The sequence below is a fragment of the Paucisalibacillus algeriensis genome, from assembly GCF_000577245.1.
In the GTDB taxonomy this organism is placed as follows: domain Bacteria; phylum Bacillota; class Bacilli; order Bacillales; family Amphibacillaceae; genus Ornithinibacillus.
In genome coordinates, this window is sequence record NZ_CBYO010000020.1 from 146345 (window position 1) to 170439 (window position 24095).

The 24095-nt window shown below is 34.7% G+C and carries 19 protein-coding genes; 11 read left to right on the forward strand and 8 right to left on the reverse strand.

Annotated elements, in window-relative coordinates:
- Positions 1-217 precede the first annotated feature (217 nt).
- Positions 218-625, forward strand: a complete 408-nt coding sequence (locus TY11_RS14885) for a MerR family transcriptional regulator (RefSeq protein ID WP_042147823.1) — start codon at positions 218-220, stop codon at positions 623-625.
- 88 nt (positions 626-713) lie between these two features.
- Here TY11_RS14885 and TY11_RS14890 read toward each other — a convergent pair whose 3' ends face one another.
- The 8 genes from TY11_RS14890 to TY11_RS14925 form a co-directional block, all read right to left on the reverse strand.
- The gene (locus TY11_RS14890; RefSeq protein WP_081755934.1) at positions 714-1529 is read right to left on the reverse strand and encodes an alpha/beta fold hydrolase; all 816 of its coding nucleotides are present in this window, start codon (positions 1527-1529) and stop codon (positions 714-716) included.
- 122 nt (positions 1530-1651) lie between these two features.
- Positions 1652-2080 (reverse strand): YhfM domain-containing protein, encoded by a 429-nt coding sequence (locus TY11_RS14895; RefSeq protein WP_042147829.1) that lies wholly within the window; start codon positions 2078-2080, stop codon positions 1652-1654.
- Between the two features lie 147 nt (positions 2081-2227).
- Positions 2228-3160, reverse strand: a complete 933-nt coding sequence (locus tag TY11_RS14900) for an alpha/beta hydrolase (protein WP_042147832.1) — start codon at positions 3158-3160, stop codon at positions 2228-2230.
- Between the two features lie 13 nt (positions 3161-3173).
- Positions 3174-3557 carry a bactofilin family protein gene (locus TY11_RS14905; protein WP_042147835.1) on the reverse strand — a complete coding sequence of 128 codons (384 nt, stop codon included), beginning with the start codon at positions 3555-3557 and terminating at the stop codon, positions 3174-3176.
- Between the two features lie 26 nt (positions 3558-3583).
- Positions 3584-4498, reverse strand: a complete 915-nt coding sequence (locus TY11_RS21045) for a M23 family metallopeptidase (RefSeq protein WP_052345850.1) — start codon at positions 4496-4498, stop codon at positions 3584-3586.
- Between the two features lie 36 nt (positions 4499-4534).
- Positions 4535-5770 carry a polysaccharide deacetylase family protein gene (locus TY11_RS19895; RefSeq protein WP_052345851.1) on the reverse strand — a complete coding sequence of 412 codons (1236 nt, stop codon included), beginning with the start codon at positions 5768-5770 and terminating at the stop codon, positions 4535-4537.
- A 41-nt stretch (positions 5771-5811) separates the two neighbouring features.
- Complete coding sequence (locus TY11_RS14920; RefSeq protein ID WP_042147838.1) at positions 5812-6567, reverse strand: hypothetical protein; 756 nt, start codon at positions 6565-6567, stop codon at positions 5812-5814.
- A 145-nt stretch (positions 6568-6712) separates the two neighbouring features.
- Positions 6713-7498 carry a DUF2935 domain-containing protein gene (locus TY11_RS14925; RefSeq protein WP_042147839.1) on the reverse strand — a complete coding sequence of 262 codons (786 nt, stop codon included), beginning with the start codon at positions 7496-7498 and terminating at the stop codon, positions 6713-6715.
- 192 nt (positions 7499-7690) lie between these two features.
- Between TY11_RS14925 and TY11_RS14930 the strand changes: the two genes are divergently transcribed.
- From TY11_RS14930 to pglX, 10 genes are all read left to right on the forward strand, one after another.
- The gene (locus TY11_RS14930) at positions 7691-8293 is read left to right on the forward strand and encodes a Na/Pi symporter (RefSeq protein WP_042147842.1); all 603 of its coding nucleotides are present in this window, start codon (positions 7691-7693) and stop codon (positions 8291-8293) included.
- Positions 8294-8539: 246 nt separating this feature from the next.
- Positions 8540-9019 (forward strand): 23S rRNA (pseudouridine(1915)-N(3))-methyltransferase RlmH, encoded by a 480-nt coding sequence (rlmH, locus tag TY11_RS14935; protein ID WP_042147844.1) that lies wholly within the window; start codon positions 8540-8542, stop codon positions 9017-9019.
- A gap of 76 nt (positions 9020-9095) precedes the next feature.
- Positions 9096-10241 (forward strand): Shedu anti-phage system protein SduA domain-containing protein, encoded by a 1146-nt coding sequence (locus TY11_RS14940; RefSeq protein ID WP_042147846.1) that lies wholly within the window; start codon positions 9096-9098, stop codon positions 10239-10241.
- Between the two features lie 280 nt (positions 10242-10521).
- Positions 10522-10848, forward strand: coding sequence for a hypothetical protein (locus TY11_RS14945; protein ID WP_042147848.1), 327 nt, complete (start codon positions 10522-10524; stop codon positions 10846-10848).
- A gap of 495 nt (positions 10849-11343) precedes the next feature.
- Entirely contained in the window at positions 11344-15225 is a 3882-nt protein-coding gene (locus tag TY11_RS14950; protein ID WP_042147850.1) for an RNA-directed DNA polymerase, read from the forward strand.
- Positions 15226-15538: 313 nt separating this feature from the next.
- Positions 15539-15775, forward strand: coding sequence for a TIGR04540 family protein (locus tag TY11_RS14955; RefSeq protein ID WP_042147853.1), 237 nt, complete (start codon positions 15539-15541; stop codon positions 15773-15775).
- Positions 15776-15806: 31 nt separating this feature from the next.
- Positions 15807-16403: a DUF1819 family protein gene (locus TY11_RS14960; protein ID WP_042147857.1), complete on the forward strand. Its 597-nt coding sequence runs from the start codon at positions 15807-15809 to the stop codon at positions 16401-16403.
- Positions 16404-16414: 11 nt separating this feature from the next.
- Positions 16415-16981: a DUF1788 domain-containing protein gene (locus TY11_RS14965; protein WP_042147859.1), complete on the forward strand. Its 567-nt coding sequence runs from the start codon at positions 16415-16417 to the stop codon at positions 16979-16981.
- 20 nt (positions 16982-17001) lie between these two features.
- The gene (brxC, locus tag TY11_RS14970; protein WP_042147861.1) at positions 17002-20586 is read left to right on the forward strand and encodes a BREX system P-loop protein BrxC; all 3585 of its coding nucleotides are present in this window, start codon (positions 17002-17004) and stop codon (positions 20584-20586) included.
- Between the two features lie 13 nt (positions 20587-20599).
- Positions 20600-24070 carry a BREX-1 system adenine-specific DNA-methyltransferase PglX gene (pglX, locus tag TY11_RS14975; protein ID WP_042147863.1) on the forward strand — a complete coding sequence of 1157 codons (3471 nt, stop codon included), beginning with the start codon at positions 20600-20602 and terminating at the stop codon, positions 24068-24070.
- The last annotated feature ends 25 nt before the right edge of the window (positions 24071-24095 follow it).

Sequence of the window (24095 nt, forward strand, 5' to 3'; positions counted from 1 at the left end):
GAATCTACTAATCTACATTGACCTTCTATTTTCTCTTGCAAAAACTATGTTAATCCTTAGAGTTAACTCGAGGTCAAGCGATTAATATTTATTTTTATGAAATCAATCCGTATTTTACTTTAAGATGACTTTGACACACATTAAATACCGTGATAAAATCCCGTCATAATGATGGAGTTAACTCGAGGTCTATAGGGTTAGGAAAGGAAGATAAATGTTGAAAACTTATTCTATTAGCGAAGTTGCAAAAGAATTGAATCTGACAGTATATACCTTGCGTTACTACGATAAGGAGGGACTTATGCCTTTTGTAGAACGTAAACCTAGTGGAACACGATTATTTAAAGAATCCGATATAGAAGCATTAAAAGTGATTGAATGTCTAAAATCTACAGGAATGCCTATTAAGGAAATTAAAGTTTTTATTGATTGGTGTTCTGATGGGGATTTCACTTTGCAACAAAGATATGACATGTTTGTGGAACGCAAAGCTGTTGTAGAAGCACAATTGGAAGAACTAAATAAGACAATGGAACTCATAAATCATAAATGCCAATATTATAAGACTGCACTAGATGCGGGAACGGAAGATATTCATAAAAACAATAAAATAGGGAGTTTTTAAATCAATAAAACGCCACTTGTCCTTCATAACTTTTAATCTAAAGGACAGGACGCTCTATTTATAATTATTTACATCAAAAGTGGATAGTTCAACCAACAAATTGTGTTAATAGCTGGTTAAACTTATCCCGTTCTTCCCAAAAAGCTCCATGACCACTATAGTGGAACGGTACTAGCTGTGAATTTTTTATTTTTTGGTTTAACTCTTGGGCTTGTGCAAATGGGATAACTTTATCATGTGTACCATGAATAATTAACGTAGGAACGTTAATTTTGGGAAGATCCTCATGTAACGTTTCATCTCTTAATGTAATGATAATTGCAGCTGTCGACCAACTTGCTGCTTCTAATCCCATTTGCAGAAACCAGTCCGAGAATGGTTTCGTTATATACTGAAAGAAAAAGCCGTCTGTTACGTCCTGCATCATTTTAGGGCGGTCATTTAATGTTTCTTTGAGAAACTTATTAGCCGTTTCTGTAGTAAACCCAGTTGGAGCGGCCGCATCCACAAGAACATGCTTGGATACCCCAGCCCCGTTATGACGAGACATATAACGAATTGCAATAGCCCCACCAGTTGAGTGACCTACAAGCGTAACATTATTTAACTGAAGTGAACCAATTATTACACGGATATCATCCGCAAGTCTGTTGAACGTGTAGCCATCTATCGGTTTATCTGACTTTCCGAACCCTCTCCAGTCAACTCCGATGCAGCGGTATCCCATCGTGGCAAGAACATTAAACTGATATTCAAATTGTCTATGACTTAACGGCCAACCATGTAAAAACAAAATAGTCTTATTTCCCCCAGGGTTTATGTCTTCTACATATAAATTCACACCAGAATCTACCGTAACAAAATATCCCACGCAAATTTCTCCTTTTATAAGAGTTTTATCCATAGGATATTCAGTTTTGAAAATTTAGGTGAACACCTATTATGAAAAGGAAAAGTCTTACTGCAACAATAGTACAAGAAGCACCAACCAGAATGCTTGCATCCCGGTAGGAAGAAGATACTATTTTAAAACTTTTCACCTGTTAAGATTCCAAATACAAGTTCAGAAGGAGATTTCGATAATGTTCCATAATTTGATTGACCATTAATGATAAGCTCTAATCTCTCATATTCTTCATTCACCCAAACACTATGTTCATAAGAATTCCAAGTAAAGCTATAATCTGGTGGTCCTATATCCACCTTAACATTCTCTTCCCAGGCTGCATTTCCCAAAGCATCAATAAGTTTATTTACTGCATCAGTATCCGTAATTTCATTAATAATTTTGTAATCCCCATCAGTGCTTCTCTGTTCAACGATTATAGGATTACCATCCCAAGACTCGCTATAAACTCTATCTCTTGTTGAATTGGATTTTTCCTCCGTTGGGCCTTGACCACATGCCACTAGGACAAAACAAATTGCAACAATGAAAACAAATAATCGTTTCATAAACTTTTCGCCCCCTATGTATAGAAGTTATTCGTGAAAAAAATTATAATTCCTTCAACAAAATGTAAGACGCAAAATAGATTGATAAAAAATGACTACAAAAAAATTTGTAGTCATCTCATGTTAAATCCCATTATGATATTTCACTTATTCCGAACCTAATACAAAATCCACTGCTTCAGTTAACAAAGCTCGGAAGTTATCCGGAATAAAATGCCCTAGCCCCTTAACAATCGTTAATTTACAAGGGATGTTATACCGCTCTAATAATTCTACCAGCTGAATGGTTTTCTCATAAAATGGATCTTGGTCACCAGTAATGATAGAACCTTTCATAGGGATAAAGTTATTTGTTTTTAGTAAACTTTCAAATTCAGACAGGTCTCTAATGGATGGTATAACAGCAATAAATCCTTTTACATCCACTTTTTGTGCTAGGCACCATTCAATAGCTAACTTGCCACCTTGAGAGGCACCTGCGAGAATATCGTGCTTTGTAGAGCCTTGTTGTTTAAATTCTTGAAATGCTGACTGAATCTCTACATCTGCCGTTTCCGGGTCATCCCAGCAATAAGCATTATATCCGAAAACTTGAGAGGATTGAGAGAAGCCAAAAAAATAATTCAAGGAAGTATAATCATCCAACCAATGCGGGACAAAATCCTTAGCATTGGAGCCTCTCATATGCAACGAAAAGATTCCGACATCTGCTTGGTGATTTCCAAAGGTCAGAAGCTGTGGTGTTGCTTTATGTTTGTGATTTTCCAAAATGTTTTCACATTGCCTTACAACTTCTTGAAATTCCTCGAAATCTTGCAGTCCACTTAAATCTGGATCCCTCGTTAACATGAATGGATTCCACCAAACACCATTTTTTAACCCATCTTGAAGTACTCCAATTGCTTGTTCGAATTTCTCCTGTATAGAAAATGCACACGCCTTCCAAAATAATGTCTTATCTATTCGTTTTGGAAAGGCTTGTTGTACCTTCTCGATGAGAGTTTGAACCTCATCCATTTTGCCCTCATGAAACAACTGAAAAACCTCTTTTTGTAATGCTACAAATTTAGCTTCTGACAAAAGAAATCTCCCCCTAATTCGTAACCTTCTCCAATTTCTTTTTCTTGCCTTTTTCCTCTACTTCCAAAATCGAACTATTACCGTTAAACACGCCACCATCTTCTATGATCATTCCACGCGAAGTAGCACTTCCATGTAACTTTCCTTTAGAATCAATTTGAATCTTTTCCGTTGTTTCAACATCACCTTTTACTTCACCAGCAATAATGACATTTTTTGCCTTGATGCTGGGCTCTACATAGGCATCCTTTCCAATGTAAACATCCCCACTACAGTCAATCTCACCAATGATTTTCCCATCTACTCGCAAACTAGTTGGTAATGTAATCTTTCCTTCGATAACAGCTTCAGAACCAATAATGGTCTGAATAATTTTTTCCTCTTTTTTCTTACTCATACTAGGGTAGCTTCCTTTCTAGTGTACTATTCAAAATCAAATTCACCATAGATATTAAAATATGTTTTCGGATCAACTGGTTCTCCATTTTTGATTACTTCATAGTGGAGGTGTGGTCCAGTGCTTCTTCCTGTGCTTCCAACTGTACCAATGATATCTCCCTTTTTCACAACATCACCGCTTTCCACATCTATTTCCATTAAATGGCCATATAGGGTTTGGTAGATATTAGAGTGTTTTATGATAATGGCATTCCCATAACTGCCATAATATTTTGCCATGGAAACAGTCCCATCTGCTGTTGCATAGACAGGGGTACCATAATAGCCACGAATATCCACCCCACTATGGAAGGATGAGGAGCGCTTGAATGGATCATTCCGCACACCAAAATCTGATGTAATCGAATCCGGGTTTGTTGGCCATGCGGTTGGAGTGTATTGGAGTTCACTACTCATTTCATCCACTATGGCTAATGTTTCCTTATAGCGTTCTACCAGTTCGTTTGACGACAAAAGTGACAATCCATCTGCTGAATCTTCTAAGCTTGTCCCAACTGCTGAAATATGTAATCCTCCACTTGGCTCAACCATTGTCGGTAATTCGTTTATGTAATTTCTCATTTCTATTTCTAGTTCTGTTAATTCTTCAAGCCTTGCCTTCGTTTCACCAGTTTCTTCTTCTAATACTGCCATGGTATCTTGCAATTGCTCACTTTTCGCTGTTTCTATCTTCAAATAGCTAGAAAGCTCCTCAATCTTAGCCTGTTGATCAAGATTAATATAAATATAGTACATTAGTGCAAGTACTGGAATTACAACAAGCGTGGCAATACCGTATACTAACTTCTTATTCATATGAAACTGTTTAACTACTTGGCTAGCATCATTAGAAAGTATGGTGAATGTCAGCAAGTTACTTCTCTTTTTCTTTCGTTTCAACCATCTGAGCTCCTTTCTCTTCACATACCAACGATTTTATCGTAATGTAACAAGCTCTAAATCTTGCTCCTTAAGATACGCGATAATCTCAGGTAATGCATCCAGCGTTGCTTTGGTTTCATGAAGAAGAATGATCGAGCCAGATACTTCTGTTGATTTAATATGATTAATAATCTTTCTTGTATCACGTGATTGCCAATCCTTTGGATCATTATTCCATAGGACAATTCGTTGCCCTAAATCTTTTGTGACCTGCTCGGTTGAGCCATTCATTTTGCCAAAGGGAGGTCGGAATAATGTTATGTCCTCTCCAATGATCTCCTCAATTAAGGCGCTAGATTGAAGTAATTCCTCTTGTTGTGCGGCCACCCCACTACTTGCAAAATTGATATGGTTCATGGAATGATTACCAATGGAGTAACCATTTTCATGTATGTACGCGGCATTCTCAGGGAACTTGTTTACATTTGAACCAATTAAAAAGAACGTTCCACCAGCATCACTAGCTTTTAAAATATCAATTATGTCATCTGTGAACTGAGATGGACCATCATCAAACGTAAGGGCTACCTTTCCCTCTGGAATACCATGGGAAGTCCCATTTTCAAGCTCAAATAAAGGAATCGCCGGTTTTTCTTCGATGGTAATATTATCTTCCAATATAATCGTTTCCGGTTTTGGCTCTACTTTCTCTTTCACAGGAGTAGTTTCTTCTACCACTAAGTCATGTTCAGAGGCAACTTTCTCTGGTTGTGCTAATGCTTTGGTCAAAATAGAGTGACCTGTATAGGTAAAAATAATGGCAAAAATAACGGTAAAAGCAGTAGCTACGAACCAAGAAGGTTTGCGGTTTTGCCTTTTAGATTCTTCCTGATTGATTGGTGGCAAATCCATTTTTTGTGTATTCTCTCGTTCTGGCTCAGAATCTAGTATACTAGAAAGAAATTCGAGCTGCTTTATTTCTTCTAATGACTCTACTTGTTTCAAGATTGCTAATTGCTTTATGTATTCACTAGAACAAGTGAATTCTAGATTTAAACTCTCCTCTAACTGAGTTCTTGTGACAATGCTTTTATCCAGGTATGTTTTAAAGGAAAGTCGATAATAGTATTCCTTTGTAAAATCAGTTGCTGCTAATAGATTATTAGCGGTTTGTTCATCAATTTTCCAATAGAATGTTTCTTTTTGGTCGAGCTGTACATTGATTTGTAGGAAATGGTTCTGTTTATATTCCCTGATCCCTACTAGTTGTAATATCTTCAGATGATACATCAGACAAATCCTCCTTCCCCCAAAGGATGATAATTAATCTATTAATCTTGTTCTGATGAAGTAGTAGAATTCGACTTAGGTGTGAAAGAGAAGGACATACGCTCTGTAAACTCATTAATGGTTTTCATGAGCTGATTCTTCTCCTCCACAATTTGTTGATAGCTGGTCGTATATTTTTTATTTTCAGCTTCCATGCTTCGAATTCTCTCTTCTAATTCATTCATCTTTTGCATGTGCTCGAATTTACTAGTCGTAAATTCTTCGTTTAGTTGATTGTATTTATTTTGTTCTGTTTCTAGTTGACTGGTAACCTTTTCATATTCGGTGTTAGAATTAAGTTGGTACTCTTTATAATCCTCAAGTAATTGGTCATAGCTCATTTGTTTATTGGTTAAACTGTTTTCTAAGGTTTGGATCTCTTTAGTCTTTTCATTCAGGAGCTGATCCCGATTCTCTATGTCTTGCTTATATCGACTAATGGTCTCATTTGCCTCAATGAGACGTTTCGCAAGGTCGCTAAGCTTAATCCGTACTAATTGACGGTCCTTTAATAAGTTTTCCACTGCCACAATGGCATCCAACGATAATTTATCCTGGTTCTCCTTGGATAGCACATTTTTAGTGGAAGATTCTACTAGTTCCGTAGGGCTTTCCTCCTGAATTGACTTTTCATCTACGACCTTTGTGGCAGCAGTTTCTTTCTCAACAATAATATTTTCCCAAACTTCATTCGAATCCGTGCTTGTTCGGTTCCCTTTAAACCAACCTAGCCCTTTTTTCTCTACTTCTTTAGACATGAAAATTCTCCCTCTCCCATAGCTGTTATGTATATGATTTTATTTCAAAATAATTTAAAGAATTCTCTTACTATTATTGTAAATCTATGTCGAGGAATGTCAATCAAATAGTAGTTCAGAAGTAGGAGTTTTATCCCTCCAAATGTTAAGTGGGGTCACAGTTTGGAGGTGTTGATTTAGTTGATTCTGCTAGTTTCGTTAAGTAATAACACTCTTCCCGGTACATATGGTCAGCCATCAAGGCAGAAAAGGTGCTTAAAACCGTATCGGACAATTCCATTTCCTCAATTTCATGCAGGAAGGTACGGAATAAATTCATCTCTACCTCTACATCATTATTAAATCGCTTGAGCGCGGGGAAGCTTGAAATGTTTGCCCGTAAGTAACCCGTTAATTCAATTGCTTTTAAGTAAAATTGATCAAAATGCTTCACGAATTTCTGACTTCTTTCTTTTAGTCGCTTTTCAACCCCATCTAGCTCATCGTGAATAGCGCCGGCATGACCAGAAGCATCGGCAAGCCAGATTAAATGATGGTGTAACTCATGGAATATAGGTGCTGGTTTCCCCTCTTTTAAATACCCTATGATAAGGACGTATTCCTCTAATTCGTTAACCATATGATTCAGGAATGTTGGAGAAAGATGAATGCCAATCTGCCCATTAAGCTGTCTCCTTATGATGGAAAGCTTAAATTCTCTCAAATTCTCTGTTGCTGTTTCTGCCTTTTTGGTAAAAGCAATGACGTTATTATTGGACAGGTAATCTGTTTCCTCCAAAAGCTCTTCAAATGTTTCCATAAAATCTCTTGCTTTAGAAATGTCCCTCTCCTCGGAAGGATACAATGAGTCATGAATGAATTGAGCGTGATCACGCAACACCCTCAGCCAAAATCGATGTTCAAATGAAACACTGCTTAGATAATCTTTCAAATTGACCTCAACCCCTTTTCTTGTCGTCATATTAATGTATTCGTTTTGACGAACTATTATTATTGGAAATTAATCCTTATGTACTATTAAACATCTAGTTTCTAACACATTTTCCGTAAATTAACTGCATTTCCCCAAGCATGTCCCTTTATGCCGCATATTGTAATGGTATAAGGGAAAGGGGGTGAGGACTTGTTAGAAGCAGCGATAATCTCACTTTTTATATGTCTATGTATCTATCACATGGAAACATTAAGAGGGTTGCTAGAAAAAGTCGTAACTAGAATATCGCATAGCAAATCTGCTGTTTCTATCATAATCATCGGACTAGTTGCTGGGAAAGCCCCGACGATTAGCGAATCCATTGGGGACCTATTAGATATTACGGTTACAACAAACATTAATATCTCACTCATCACATTAGATGTAGAAGTATTAAGCATTCAAATGGCATCCATTGGAGCTATCCTTTTCGGAACCAAAGAGAAAACCTTCCGCCAGACGGGGATGGCTGTTTTTGGATTAGCTGTAGGTATAGGTGCTATTTTTGGACACGTCACTTTAGCATCAGTCTTAGGGGAAATGGAATGGATTAATATCGTAAAGACTTATTTAAATGATTATTTAGTTTATGCTGCATTACTTGGGGCAATTATAAGTTCTATAAAAATTGCTTTAGGAGTTGCGGTAATATTAGTCGCAGTTGGGTATATCAAGTTGGATGTCGCTTTCGTGATTTTCTTGGGTGCTTATATTCGAATGCTTATCGAGTCTTGGTATGTTAGGCGGAAATGAAATCTCTTTAGAATGGCATAAGGGCTATCATGATAGAACCATCTTCTTAAGTGTGGGGATGGTTCTCAGGGGTATGCAGATTCTTAATACTTTATTAACAGAGGGATCAGTATGTGTGTGCTAAACCACTAAAGAATTAAAATTTATATCTGTTTACTATTATAGTTAAAAGTGGCTTTGAAATAATGTTAAAATCCACCTGGTTTGATAAACTAATACCAGACGATGAAAAAGGACGGTATATAAATGAAAATTACCATTGTATCTGTAGGGAAATTGAAGGAGAAATATTTGAAGCAGGGAATTGCAGAGTATCTCAAACGGCTGTCAGCTTATGCAAAAGTAGATATTGTGGAAGTAGCGGACGAGAAGGCACCGGAAAATATGAGTGAGGCAGAAATGTTGGAAGTGAAGCGGAAGGAAGGCGAACGAATTCTTTCGCACATCGGCCAGGATACATATGTGATTACATTGGAGATTGGCGGGAAAATGATAAGCTCAGAACAGCTTGCGGAAAAGATGGACCAGCTTGCGACGTACGGGAAGAGTAAGGTTGCGTTTGTGATTGGGGGATCGCTTGGGATTAGTGAAGAGGTGCAGAAGCGGAGTGATTATGCATTGTCTTTTTCTAAGATGACGTTTCCTCATCAGTTGATGCGGTTGGTTTTGTTGGAGCAGGTTTATCGGGGGTTTCGGATTATTAGGGGGGAACCTTATCATAAGTGAGTGAGGATCTATATTACTATTAAAACATTTTCATACCACAGATAGATGAGAATAATTTTTTAAAGGGGAAATATTTATGAGTAGGATAGACATATATAAAAAGCCCATCTTATTGCGCACTTTGGTTACTTTTGAAGATGAAAATATTGATGAAGATTATGCAACATATTCAGATATTAAAAATAACATACAAATAAATACAGAAAAATATAAGGAAGATCCTGAGTTTTATGAGATTGTCAGAGAAATGATTTTTGATATTGATAAAAAAGGCAGGCCGTTTCTCCATATAATCTGTTATACGTTGAATAGTTCTTATAATAGTCTTGAAGTCACGGCTTTAATGACAACCCAAGTTGAAGATTCAAAAGGCGAAATAGATAAAGCTATATTATATAATTTAGCTATGTCAATCATATACAATATACCTGTTTTTCCTAATAGCAATAGCATTGAACAAGAACTTATCGAATATTACAATCAGTTATTTGAATATGGTTTTGAATTATTAGATGAAAATGGTGAACTAAAAACTTATAAACTTACAAATTCTCTTATTCCAAATTTCAAAAAGGAAGAATTTGATTTTGAGAACAATCCATTACCAAGGATTTATTCATTTAGTGAAGTTAATATTTATAAAAATAAATTAATGGAGAAATTGAAGCAACTTGATAATGCCCAATATGTTATAAATAATTTGAAAGAAGCTATTAATAAACTATCATTGCTACTTAATGGTTCTGTGAGAAACGAGAACAGTCTTCAGGGAATTTTGACAAATTATCCGATTTTATTCGGTACTGAATATATTGAAGTATTAGATAAACATAGTTTTGGTTCAGAATACGAAGCAGATTATGTTTTAAAAAGATATAATGGTCTTTATGATGTTGTTGAAATTGAAGCAAGCACATTAAATATTTATACTAAACAAGGTAATCCATCTAGCCAACTGGTGCATGCAGAGCAACAAATAATGAATTGGTTAGAGTGGATTGAACATAATAGTTCATACGCACGAGAAAAAATTAAGAAATTATACTCACCAAAGGGCTATGTTGTAATTGGTAGGTCGAGTACTTTAACAGCAAATAATAAAGAAAAACTAAGAAGAAGAAATTTAGTTTTTAGAGATAAAATCGAAATAATTACATATGACGACTTATTAGATAACGCTAGATTATTATTAGATTTTTTAAGTGGTAAAAAATATAGATAATGATTAAATATACTGGACCTATTGTCATAATATATTTCAGGGTATCGTAGCAAAAGACAAAGGAGTTAGAACTTCCACTGTAAAGGATGGACGTGAGTTCTTCGAGCGAAAAATTGATAATACTCCATATGTAGGAAAGAGAACAGATAAACAAAAGAGAACAATACAGGGTGACCAAGATGTTATTGGATTTCTTCAAGCTGTTGAGGAATCCATAACTACGCAAACCAACTACTCGGGAAGATATGGTGGCCATAGAAATTACTTTAAAGGCCATAAATTGTTAGGTATTCCTTGGCACTTTGTTTTCAGCTACAAGAAAGACGGAACTGCAGCAATTTCTTTAGAGTCATCTATAAGTGAAGGCACCAAAATAATTAAGTATATAGGAGAACAACACTTTGAACAGCTAAAAGAGGCCCTAGGGATCCCAATTGAATTAAGTGAAGGTGTTAAGAATAAAGATTGGTTAAGACTAATTGCTAAATTACAATTAGAAGTAAGACTACCTTTGGAGGAACGAGTACAGGAGTATATTAATGTATTCGTTAAGTATTATAAGTTTATTCAAAAACTAAAAGTAAGTAATATATTATATCTACTATAAAAAACAAGGGGACGGATCTAATGTTTCAAAATGAAACATTAGATCCGTCCCCTTACTTAGTCTATTAATGTATGCCTATTTGGTAAACTATTGTTGAACAAAAGTGAATAACGGCTTAATCGCATGCGTTGTCTTTTCGGAGGTGACGTTTCCACATCAGTTAATGTTGTTTGTGTTTATTGAACAGGATTATTTAGGGTTGAGTTTTATCATAAGTGAATAAGTTGGGGAAATGTGACAAGGGTAACTCTAGATACTATAGAATATTACTCATAGTTTTAAGAGATGAAAGTTTAGTAGGTAGGTGAGTATATTATTGTTATTATTTTTATAATAAGAAATTTCTTAGCCCAGGTTTTTAATTAACCTTGGGTTTTTTGTTATAGTTTTAAATGGGGAATGTTCCCATTTAAAGGAATTTACCGAACTTTGTCGAATAGGTAAAGATACAAATAATTAACAACTGATGTAAAGATTGATAGGAAGGTGGGAAATATGAGTACTGTAAATGCTAGATATGAAGTAATAGCCCCTAAGATAGAATATTTGAAAGATGAAATAATTCTTGGTCAAGCTTGGAAAAAATCACATAATTATATACGTAGGCATAATTGGTATGCAGACATATTAGAACTAGATTGTTCTATTATTGATTTGGAAAAAAAACTAAAGGAATACTCAACAGATTTATTAGAAAGGGAAAATTATAAACCGGACCCGTTAAGAGTTGTCCTAGCTCCAAAAAACCAAAAATGGGTATTTCCAGAAGGTGCAGATAAACTGTGGTATCCAAAGGGGAAGAATGATTTAAAAGGAGAACAGGCTTTAAGACCATTAGCACATATGTCAATTAGAGATCAAACCGTTAATACAGCAATAATGCTTTGTTTAGCAGATGCAATAGAATCTAACCAAGGGCCAACAGATGAAATGGATTTTCTCAAAGCACAGCGGGAGCAAATATATAGTTATGGTAATAGATTACAGTGTGAATGGATTTCTCATTCAAATAAGAGAAAGCAAGCAAAGTTTAGTTGGGGAAGCTCAAAAATCTACCGGCAATATTTTGATGATTATAAGTCCTTTTTAAAGAGGCCACAAGACGTATGCAATTACTTTGCACCGATTCTACCTACGAATAAAGAATTATATGTACTCTCTCTAGATTTGAGTAAGTTTTATAATCATATAGACTTAAATTCGTTAATAGAGGAAATAAAGTATTTGTATAAGGAGGAGTATTATAAATATTATAACCTTTCGGAAGAATTTAAGGATGAACCAGCATTTTGGCATAAAGTTAAAGAGGTTTTTGATTGGGAATGGAATAAAACTGACATAGAGCAAAACAAAGAGATAATTAAAAGTCAGAGGTCTTCTTTAGGTTTACCACAGGGTCTTGTTGCGAGTGGCTTTTTTTCCAATGCTTATTTAATTAGATTTGATCGAATGGTTGGGGAGTATCTGGAAGATAATCAACAAGAGGGATCCGAAAGTTTTTTAAGTGATAATGGTATTAAGTTACTAGACTACTGTCGTTATGTAGATGATATTCGTTTAGTTGTAGAAGCATCTAGTGGAATTGACCCATTTGAAATAATGGATAGGGTATCAAATTTAATTAAATACCTACTGAAAAAGCATTTGACAGAAATTAAGAGCGATAAAGAAAAGATCATTGATATAAACGAATCCAAATCAAGCATTGTATCATATCACCAATTATCAAATAAGAGTAATATTTCTGCAGTAATGAACACCATCCAGCATGGGATAAGTGGTACACCTGATGTTGATTCCCTTCAACAAATTGTTGGAGAATTAGTTGGTTTACTTAGCATCTCAGAACTTAAAGAAGAGAAAGATACGAAAAAAGGAAACGCACTAGGACTATCAAGGGTTTTTCTTCCCTATATGGATATTCGTGATGATACTGTAAAACGATTTAGCGCAACAAGACTAGTGAAAACTCTACAGCTAAAGAAAAGTATGACTGTATATAGTGAAAAAGTGGCAGTTAGTGAAGTTGGTTCAAAATCCATTACAGCAGGTCAAATGCTAGATCACGAATTTGAAACAGTTGCACGAAAGTTAATTTCATTCTGGGCTGATAATCCATCTTTATCCCTGCTGTTAAAATGTGGATTTGATTTATATCCGGATGGTAAATTACTACACCCAGTACTTGAGGCACTACAGTTAAAAATTTATGATCAGTCTAGTACATTTGATGAAATAAAGACAGCCGAGTATGTAATATCAGATTTATTAAGAGCCGCCTCAATAAGTATAGGATATAAGACTGGATACGATTTCCCTGAATCGGTAAACCTATCTAGTTTTAGGGTAGAGCTTGCTTCTTTTGCAAAACGATTGATAGATAAAGGAACTCAATTTCCATGGTATGTAAGGCAACAGGCAGCTTTATACTTAATTACGAATGGAGATTATGGGTTTTCTATTGAAGAAGATGAAAAAGAATTAAGATTATATAACCTATTATATAATGCTGCTCTTTACCGTAAAAACAAAGATGTTAATATTGGGAATAGTCTTGCAACATCTCTGATTGCTCAGCAATTAAATCCCAATAAAGAAAAATATGCAACATGGCTCATTGATTGGATGAATGATTTAGATGATGATAAAAGTAAAAAATATATAATTCAATCATTGTTACTAAATCGACCTGATTTGCTTAAGAAAGTCCTTAAGGTAAATAAAGTCAAAGGCTCTGATTGGCTAGACTATTTACCAAAAAGCATTAAGTCTTATTTAATGATTAATGAAGATATGGACTTTAATTTTAATATAAAAGATCCTGTTCCATTAATAAAGGTTATTCTAAGTAAAAATAATCCATTTAAACAAGAAAACGCACTACTATTACTTACTCAAGCAATTTTAGAAAATCCCCTTACTTCTGAGAAATTAGATAAGGGAAGTGGAATAGCGGATATTATGGTTGAATGTAAAAACTGGAGTGAAATACAAAATCCCTCTTTTCGTGGATTAGAGGTACGGTGGAGTGAGAATAAAGAGCAGGATATCTATAATCTATACAAGTCCCCTACGTGGATTGAGGGGAAATATAAGTGGATGTATAACCTAGGTGCAATTTTAAGGGCCTGTATCACAGGCGACTATGACTTTACAACTAGTACTTTTATACAAAAAGAAGACATAGGGGTTTATAAAGGGTTAATTTCAACTTCGTATACTCGTAAATTTTCATTAATTAATCACGGTAGAGGTTTAGTGGAGGAACCAATCCCTATTACTCCTTGGCTTACTGAACTTTTATATAAGTTTCTAAGATGGCCAGGAATAAAATATAGGGATGTTAATATTGTAGATTGGAAAGATGTTAGTAAAGTTGGAGATCTGCGGATTATTATAGGTCAAAGACTACATCACCAAAAGGATTTATACGGTAAATTAACAAATACACCAGTCTATACAATTCCAGTTTCAAGAAACTCAAAAGGAGATAATTCAAAAATTCGATTTGCTGTAGTACAAACACTTCTTCCTCAGGTTAATGATTTTAATGAAAAGGATCCAACGAATTGGGATAAATTATATAGAGGAAGGCATAGGGATCACTTGGCTTCCATCTGTCATTTAATTAGTAAACAAGTAAAAGCAACTGCTTATGCAAGGAAACCTTTTGATGACATTGGTGATGAGGATTCATTTACCGGTGTAGATGTAATTGTATTTCCTGAATTATCTATAAATCCTGATGATATTGGAATATTACGTGGACTTTCTGATGAAACAAATGCACACATATTTGCTGGATTGACATTCTCAAAACCTACTTATTCATCAAAACCAATAAATCAGGGATTATGGCTTCTTAGATCAGAGACTTCCTCAGGTAGGGAGTTTAAATATGTATACCAAGGAAAACAGAATATGACAATACCGGAAAAGAAAATGGGGATCGAGCCCTACAGGCCATATCAGGTAATAATTGAATTAGAGAACAATGGAAAAGAACCTATTCGTTTAGCTGGGGCTATTTGCTATGATGCTACTGACTTAGCAGTTGCTGCTGATTTAAGAGATGTTTCAGATGTCTTTATTATTTCGGCATTGAACAAGGACATCCAAACGTTTGATAATATGGTTAGCTATTTACATTATCATATGTACCAACCTGTTATACTAGCTAATACTGGAGAATTTGGAGGTTCGACAGTTCAGGCACCATTTTCTAAGCATCAACGTACTATTGCTCATGTGCATGGAAACCAACAAATTGCCATTAGTATATTCGAGATAGATCCATCATTATTTAAACGCAGAACTTTACCTAAGCCACCTATTGAAATTAAGACCCCTCCTGCAGGATATAAAGGAAGGTATTAATTTAATTTTAATTATACTGATATAGAGTAGTATAGATAAAAATAAAATCCTCTCAAAAAAATTTTGAGGGGATTTTATATTTTCTAGTTAAGTGTCTGAGTTCAATATCACTAAATAGAAAGCCTACATTATCAAATAATTCATAGTTCATAGGTTAATAATTTTATCTAATATGATACACCTTACTATGTTAAAACCATGCCTTTTTATAGTTAACTTTAAGAAATATTAATTTATCTCCTTTATACATTGAGTTACAGATTGAATAAGACTAAAATAAAAAGTAAGTAAGAATTTTACAGAGGTGAATCCTGTGGAACTAAAAATGTTTTATCGTACACAGAGAGATTTGGCTGTTGATTTGAACAAGCTAGTCGATTCTTATTGGCAGGAAGAGATAAAAGAGAATGAGCTAATAGTTGGAATTAAAAACTTATATGAACATAATCAAGAAAAACTAATAAAAGACAATGAGTTCACAAAGGTCGTTCAGCAGCAATGCGGAAAGAGGCGTTTAGCAGTAGTGGGAAAGATACTGGAAATAAAATAGGAAAATAGTCTTGTCTGAAAGGTTTGATTGAATGACAATGGAATTAGAATATTCTTCAAGTTTGAATGGGGCATCCTTTTTACTTTTTGAGTTGAAACAGGTTATAAAGTTGAAACAACAGGGCTTAGCTAAAGATGAAATAAGAAAAAAAATAAAAGAAGAAAATCTGTTTCAATTTAATAATCAAGGGAGAATCAACAGAGCTTTACCTTCCGTTATGAAAAGGGCAGAAGCTATTGATGAAACACTTGCTGCTTTAATGTTAGAAGGTTCCATTGAAACGGGAAAAACCCTTAACCTATATGCCATTATGAAGACTGATTTGCTATTCTTTGAATTCATGGATGAGGTAATAGGGGAAAAGCTACATAATAATGACTATCTAATAGAAAAGAAGGACATTAATCTCTTCTTCACCTCTAAGGCGGAACAAAGTGAAAAGGTAGCCAGTTGGAGCGATATTAATATTGAAAAGTTAAAAAGGGCTTACATGCAAGTATTGTATGAAAGCGGAATGTTAAGAACCAGAAAAGGTAAAGAGTTAGACAGGCTAATCATTGATGAACAGATAAAGAATCATCTCACTCAAATTGGTGATGCTCGTTATATACGTGCAATGGGTGAGTAGGGGGTAAATATGTGGCAAATTTGAATGCAAGATTGGATCAGATAATACCGAAAATTAAAGAGGATAAGTTCATAGAGGGACGTGGCCTTGGCAATGAAATTAGCTTTTACGTATTTGACTACGAGCCGCAAGATGAACTTGTGGTAAGGGATTATATTAAGCATATTAAGAAAGAATTTTGTTATGAAGGATCGAACCGTAGAATTATTGAGTTTGATTTGTATAAGATGCTGTTAGAAATTACAAAGGATAAAAGGATCTTTGACCGAATCTTTGAAATGGAAGAACGTCAAGGAAAAGATCAATTGTTTAAAGCGATGACGACATTTGCTAAGCCAGAAGTGTTTCTAGGAAAAATTAAGGAACAAATGGGAGACTATAATGTGGTGTTCCTCACTGGAATAGGTAAGGTTTATCCATTTGTTCGTTCCCATAATATTTTAAATAACTTACAAGAAGTGTTGGACAATGTTCCTGTTATCATGTTTTTTCCTGGAAAATATGATGGGCAATCATTACAATTGTTTGGAAAATTTAAGGATGATAATTATTACCGAGCTTTTCGATTAGTCGATTAAAAGTGATAGGGGGAAATTAGATGATTATTAAAGATATGTTTCAAAAAGACATTGAACGTGATATTCGTGGAGTCATTAAAGTAGCTCAACAAGATGAAGATAATATTTATCAGGAATTGGACGAGTATGTTGTTACCCGTGAGCTGCAAAAACACCTTTCTAAGTTTTATGAGAATTATCAAAAAGGGATTAATGGTGTAACAGATAAGATGGGTGTTTGGATTTCTGGATTCTTTGGTTCTGGTAAATCACACTTTCTAAAGATCCTTGCTTACTTACTTGAAAATAAGAAGGTGAAAGGTAAACAAGCAATAGATTTCTTTCAAGAAAAAGTACAAGACCCTCTTGTATATGCGAATATGCAAAGAACGGCTGATGTGGAAACAGAAGTCATTCTGTTCAACATAGATTCAAAAGGTTCACTCGATAACAAATCAAAAGAAGACGCAATTCTCCGTGTCTTCATGAAGGTTTTTTATGAGCATCGTGGCTACTACGGAGATATACCTGGAGTAGCTGAGATGGAGAAGTACCTAGATAAACAGGGAGTCTATGAGGCGTTTAAAGCGGAATTTAGGTCTTTGGCTGGTGAAGCATGGGAAGAACGTCGTAATAGTTTTTACTTTGATGCAGATTTTGTCATTGGTGCCTTAACGAAAGTAACTGATATGACGGAAGAGTCTGCTCGAAATTGGTTTGAGAATGGTGTAAATAATTTCGAAATTAGTATCGAAAAGTTTGCGAAAGACGTAAATGAGTACATCAATAGTAAGGGGAAAAACTTTCACCTTATTTTCCTAGTGGATGAGATCGGCCAATACATCGGTGATAACCGTAGTTTGATGTTGAATTTGCAGACAGTGGCTGAAGACCTTGGAACCCACTGTAAGGGTAAGGTTTGGATTATGGTTACTTCTCAAGAGAGTATTGATAGCATAATTAAAGTTAAAGGTGATGACTTCTCCCGTATCCAAGGGCGATTCGATACAAGACTCTCTCTATCATCCATCTCGGTTGATGAAGTTATCAAAAAGCGTATCCTTTTGAAAAAGGATTTTGCTAATGACAAATTGAAGGTTCTTTATCCTGAAAAAAGTGCTATTTTAAAGAATCTAATTAGTTTCAGAGAAAGCACAGCGGATTTACGTGGGTTTGATAATGAACAGGAATTCGCAGATGTGTATCCTTTCATGCCTTATCAATTTAAGTTGTTACAAAACGTTTTTGAGCAAGTAAGGAAACATGGCTCTTCTGGTAAGCATTTATCTGAAGGGGAACGCTCCATGTTATCAGCATTTAAAGAAGCTGGTCTTCAATATAAGAATTCTGAAGAAGGTACACTTATACCTTTCTATGCCTTTTATGACACGATAAAGGAATTTTTGAATCCATCCATTTCAAGAGTTATCGAAGGTGCCTATGAAAATCCAGCCCTAAAAGATGATGATTTTAACATTGATCTATTAAAGGTTCTATTCATGATTAAATATGTAAAAGAACTGCCAGCAAATCTCGATAATATTGCTACTCTAATGGTTACTCATATTGATGAGGATAAGTTACAGCTTAAAGAGAAAATTAAAGTTTCTTTACGTAAGCTAATTTCCCAAACGTTGGTACAGAAAAATGGGGATAATTTTATCTTTTTAACAGATGACGAGCAAGACATTAACAGAGAAATCAAATCCCTAAATATAGATGAGGACATTGTTAAGCGGGAATTAGCAAACTATATTTTCCAAGACCTATATGATGAAAAGCGTTTCCGTTACAACAGTGAATACTCATTTGCCTACAATCAGAAAATGGATGAGAAAAACTATGGAAACCAAACATCCAATATAGGAATGCAAATTCTTTCTCCACTATCAGATCATTACCAAAAGTCCGAGCAAGAATTAATGATGATGACTTCGGGTAATGGGGAAATGATCATTAAACTTGGTGGTAATGAGGCCTATATCGAGGAAATTGGGGAAGCGTTGCGTATTGAGGAATTCCGTAAGAAAACGAATATTACGCAACTTCCTGAGAACATTCAAAATATCTTGAATAATAAACAAGCGGAAGTTCGTGAACGTAGAAGAAGGGTTCGTGAGCTTTTAGAGGATGCAATTAAAGATAGTGCCTTCTTTATTAATGGGGATAAGGTAGAAATTAAAGGAGCGACTGTTCGTGAGAAAATAAATGTTGCCTTTACGATGTTAGTCGATAATGTCTATACAAAACTCAGTTATGTAAAGAAACACTTAGATAATGAGAGGGCCTTAATTTCAATCCTTGCTTCAGATGATGAACAATTGTCTTTTGAAGAAACTTTGAAGGTAAATCCAAATGAGCTGGCAAAGCGTGAAGTGTCTGATTTTATCAGCTTACAAGACGACTTGAAAAAGCAGGTACGAATTAAAATTTTATTCGACCGTTTCGGAGATAAGCCATATGGTTGGAAGACGCTTGATATAGCAGGAATGATTGCACATTTATTAAAAGAACAACGTATTCGAATTCGGTATAATGCAGAATACTTGGAACCTGAAGATAATGTTAATACGCTTGTAACGATTTTTACAAAGACACAGGAAGCCGACAAAGCTATTGTGTTGAAGAGGGTAAAAGTTGACGAAAAATTAATTAAAACAGCTAAAAGTATTTGTAAGGATGTTTTTAATAAAACAGATTTAGCTGATGATGAAGATGGACTATTGAAGGACATTCGACTACTTGTTGAAAAACAGATAGACGAAATCAAGGGGTACAAAGCCCGTTATGAGGGTAGAAAGTATCCTGGTATGAGCTTACTTGACAAAGGATTAGAATACTTTGAGCAGTTCCACAGTGGCTTAGACAATGTATCTTATTTCAATAAGTTGAAGGAGTTAGAAGATGACTTACTTGATTGGGAAGAGGACATCGTCTATGTCAAAAGTTTCTTCGGTACTGATCAGAAAAAGATCTTTGATGATGGATTGGCAGCCTTACGAAAATATGATGAAAGTAAATCCTATTTGATGGGTGCAGAGGTAGAAGGATTTATTAATAAGCTCCAGTCTATTCTTCAGGATCCTATACCTTACAAAAAGATAAAGGACATTCCAGAGCTTATTCATGCAATGGATGAACAAATTAATAATGTCCTTAATGAGAAGAGAGAAAATGCTCATAAAAAACTAAAAGATGATAGTGATTACTTATCATTATTGACATCACAATATGGTGTATCCAATGAAACGAAAGAACGAGTAACTCGTTACTATCAAGAACTTAATGCTAATGTAAATACATTTACAGATATTTATAAAGTTGACGCAACAGTTTCTCAAAGCACCAGCTTCAAGGAAAAAATGGAGGGGCATATCGAGCGGGAAATTGCCGAATGGAAACGTAAAAAGGAAGAAGAACAAAGAAAACGTCCTGATGGTGAAGTAGTTGATCCTCCTATATCGCCTGTAGAGCCGACCATTCAAAAGCAACCAGTAAAAGTAACAAAGCTGGTTAATGTTAAAACATTAACTACAGAAGATGATGTCGATAAGTACATCAATGCTTTATCCAGTAAGCTAAAACAGATTATTAAAGAAAATAAACAAATTGAGTTTGTTGAGTAATGGGGTGAAATGGATGAATAAAACTGCACTCAAGACCTTTGCTACGAATGCACGAAGAGAGCTATTGAAAAAGGTCGAAGCAAGAGCAATGAAGATAGGAATTACAGAAGATAACATAAAAAAAGCAGACATTGAAAGCTCAGATGCCATCTTTATAGATGGCAGACAGCTTTCAAAGGAAGAAAAGATTCAAAGAGATAGGTTGATTGATCGCATTGGTCAAATTGGATTCAAGCGAGTTATGGAGGAGGTTGCCTATACTTGGTTTAACCGTTTCACTGCCTTACGCTTTATGGAGGTAAATGACTATTTACCAACTAAAGTAAGGGTGCTTTCTTCTGCTAATGCTGGTAGTACAGAGCCAGACATGATGAAAGAAGCATTATCATTAGATTTAGATTTAGATAAGGAATATGTCTATGAGCTAAAAATGAATAATAACTCAGAAGAACTATTCAAATATCTTATCATTAAGCATTGTAATGATCTGAATCGTTATATGCCATTTATGTTTGAAAGAATTGATGATTTTACTGAATTTTTGTTTCCAGAAGGACTTCTTGCAACGGATTCATTTGTTCGACAAATGACTGATACCGATGTAATACCTGAAGGTAATTGGAAGGAAATTGAAGTTATTGGATGGCTTTATCAATATTATATTGCAGAAGAAAAGGATCGAGTTTTTAAAGAAAAGAAGAAATATAAAGCGGAAGAGATTCCATTTGCGACACAATTATTTACACCAGACTGGATTGTCCGCTATATGGTGCAAAATTCACTTGGACGATACTGGGTAGAATCCCATCCTGAACACCGGGATCTACTAAATGATTGGGAATTATATTTAGAAAACGACCAGGAAGACTTTGAGGATAAAATTGCTCCTTATGTGAATAAGCATTTGAATGTGGAAGATATTAAGTGCTTTGACCCCGCAATGGGAAGTGGCCACATCCTTGTATACGCATTCGATGTCTTTTATGAGATATACAGTAAATGTGGCTATATGGAAAGGGAAATTCCTAGATTTATCATCGAAAACAACTTGTACGGGTTAGACATTGATGACCGGGCATATCAATTGGCTTGCTTCTCTATAGTAATGAAAGCAATGAAGTACAATCGGAGATTTTTGAGAAGCATAGAACGTGAAGGTTTAACACTTAATTTAGCATCAATACAAGAGACAAAAGGTTGGTCAGACGAAGATATAGAGTATATTGTAGGTGAGTCTAGTGGAAAGAATTTTAATTATGTAAAAGATTTTATAGAGCAATATGCGAACGGAAAAACATTTGGTTCTCTTATTAAAGTGAAGAATACAGATATTACTTTTTTGGAAGAAAGGTTAAATATAATAAAATCAAAGCCTGTTGAGAATTTATTTCAAACAGAAAAGAGAGAAAGGATATTATCAACACTTCCAAAATTAATTAAACAAACAGAAATAATGGGAAACAAATATGAAGTGGTAATATTAAATCCACCATATATGGGATCAGCCAGTATGAATAAGGATTTATCTGAGTTTTTAAAGTCATATTACCCTGATTCCAAATCTGATCTATTTGCTGCGTTTATGGAAATAGATAATTACATAAATGACAATGGTTTTTATGCTGCGATTAATCAGCATTCATGGATGTTTTTATCTAGTCTTGAAAAGTTAAGAGGAAAAATTATTAAAACTAAATTTATAGATACAATGTTGCATTTGGGGCCAAGAGCTTTTGAAGAAATTGGTGGAGAAGTTGTGCAATCAACTACGTTTGTCTTGAGAAATACCGAGCATTTGAAAGGAAATGGAATCTATTTAAGCCTTATTGATGAAGCAACAGCAATTAAAAAGAGAGAAAAGGCGATTGAGTCTATTAGATTAGAATCTGTTCCATATCTCTACAAATCAAATCAAAAGGATTTCACTAAAATACCAGGTAGTCCAATTGCATATTGGGTCTCAGAAAATGTATATCAAATATTTAATAATTACGAGTCCCTATATTCTTATACAACCTCTGCAAGTCAAAATGTAACAGGCAATAATAATAAATTTTTAAGGTTTCATTGGGAAGTTGACAAGGATAATATCGGAAGGGGAAATAGATGGATCTTTTACGCAAAAGGGGGAGGCTACAGAAAATGGTACGGTAATTTATTGGATGTAGTTGACTGGAGCTTAGAAGCTAGAGAAACTTATAGAACTGGTCATGCATCACAAATAATTCCAGAGGAATATTGGTATAAAAAAGGTATAACATGGGGGTTAATTACAACGGTATTGCCTAGTTTTAGGGTGCTACCCGAAGATAGTACCTTCGATAAGGGAGGGTCATCTATCTTCGTGAATAACCCTAAACTATATAATTATATTTTAGGCTTTTTAAACTCTAAGGTGTCAATTGAACTTATGAAATGTTTAAATGTAACCTTAAACTTTCAAGTTAGAGATGTTAGAAATTTGCCCTTAATAATAGAAAAACAAGAAACTGTAAATGAATTAATTGAACAAGTGATAAATTTAAGTAAAGAAAATTGGGATTCCTCTGAAACCTCTTGGGATTTTAAAAAGCACCCTTTAGTAAAATGCTCGTCTCCTGATTTAGAATCGGCATTTAAACATTGGGAAAAGTTAACTGAGTCTCAATTCAATCAGTTCAAATTAATAGAAGAAGATATTAATCGTATTTTTATTGGGCTTTATGGTTTGCAAGAAGAGATAACTCCTAATATTGAAGATAAAGAAGTATCTATTCATAAATCTGAATTAGAACGGGATATAAAAAGTTTCATTTCGTATGCAATTGGATGTTCCTTTGGTCGTTATTCGCTAGATGAAGAAGGCTTAATTTATGCTGGGGGAACATTTGAAAAGTTACGATATAAAACATTCCCAGTCGATCAAGACAATATATTATCAATACTACCTGGCTCCTATTTTGAGGATGATATTGTTTCGAGGTTCGTTGATTTTGTTCGAACAACTTTCGGTTTAGAAAACCTGAATAAGAATTTGGATTTTATAGCGTATGCTTTAGGCAGAAAAAAAGGTGAAACAGCAAAAGAAACGCTACGTCGGTATTTCTTAAATGACTTCTTTAAGGACCATGTTCAAATGTATAAAAAAAGGCCAATTTATTGGCTGTTTACATCAGGAAAAGAGAAGGCATTCAACTGTCTCATTTATATGCACCGCTATCATAAAACGACGTTATCTCGTATTCGGACAGATTATTTACATGATTATCAGATTCGTTTAGATGCTGAAAAGAAAGACTTACTTAATATCATTGAAGGGGATTCAACAGCAAAAGAGATAAGTAATGCCAAGAAAGAATTGAAATCCCTTGATAAGAAAATTGAAGAGCTGAAAGCATATGATGAGTTATTACACCATATGGCAGATATGCAAATTGAAATAGATTTAGATGATGGGGTTAAATTAAATTATGAAAAATTTAAAGGACTTGTTGCCAAAATTTAATTAACCCTAACGGAGATACATCAGT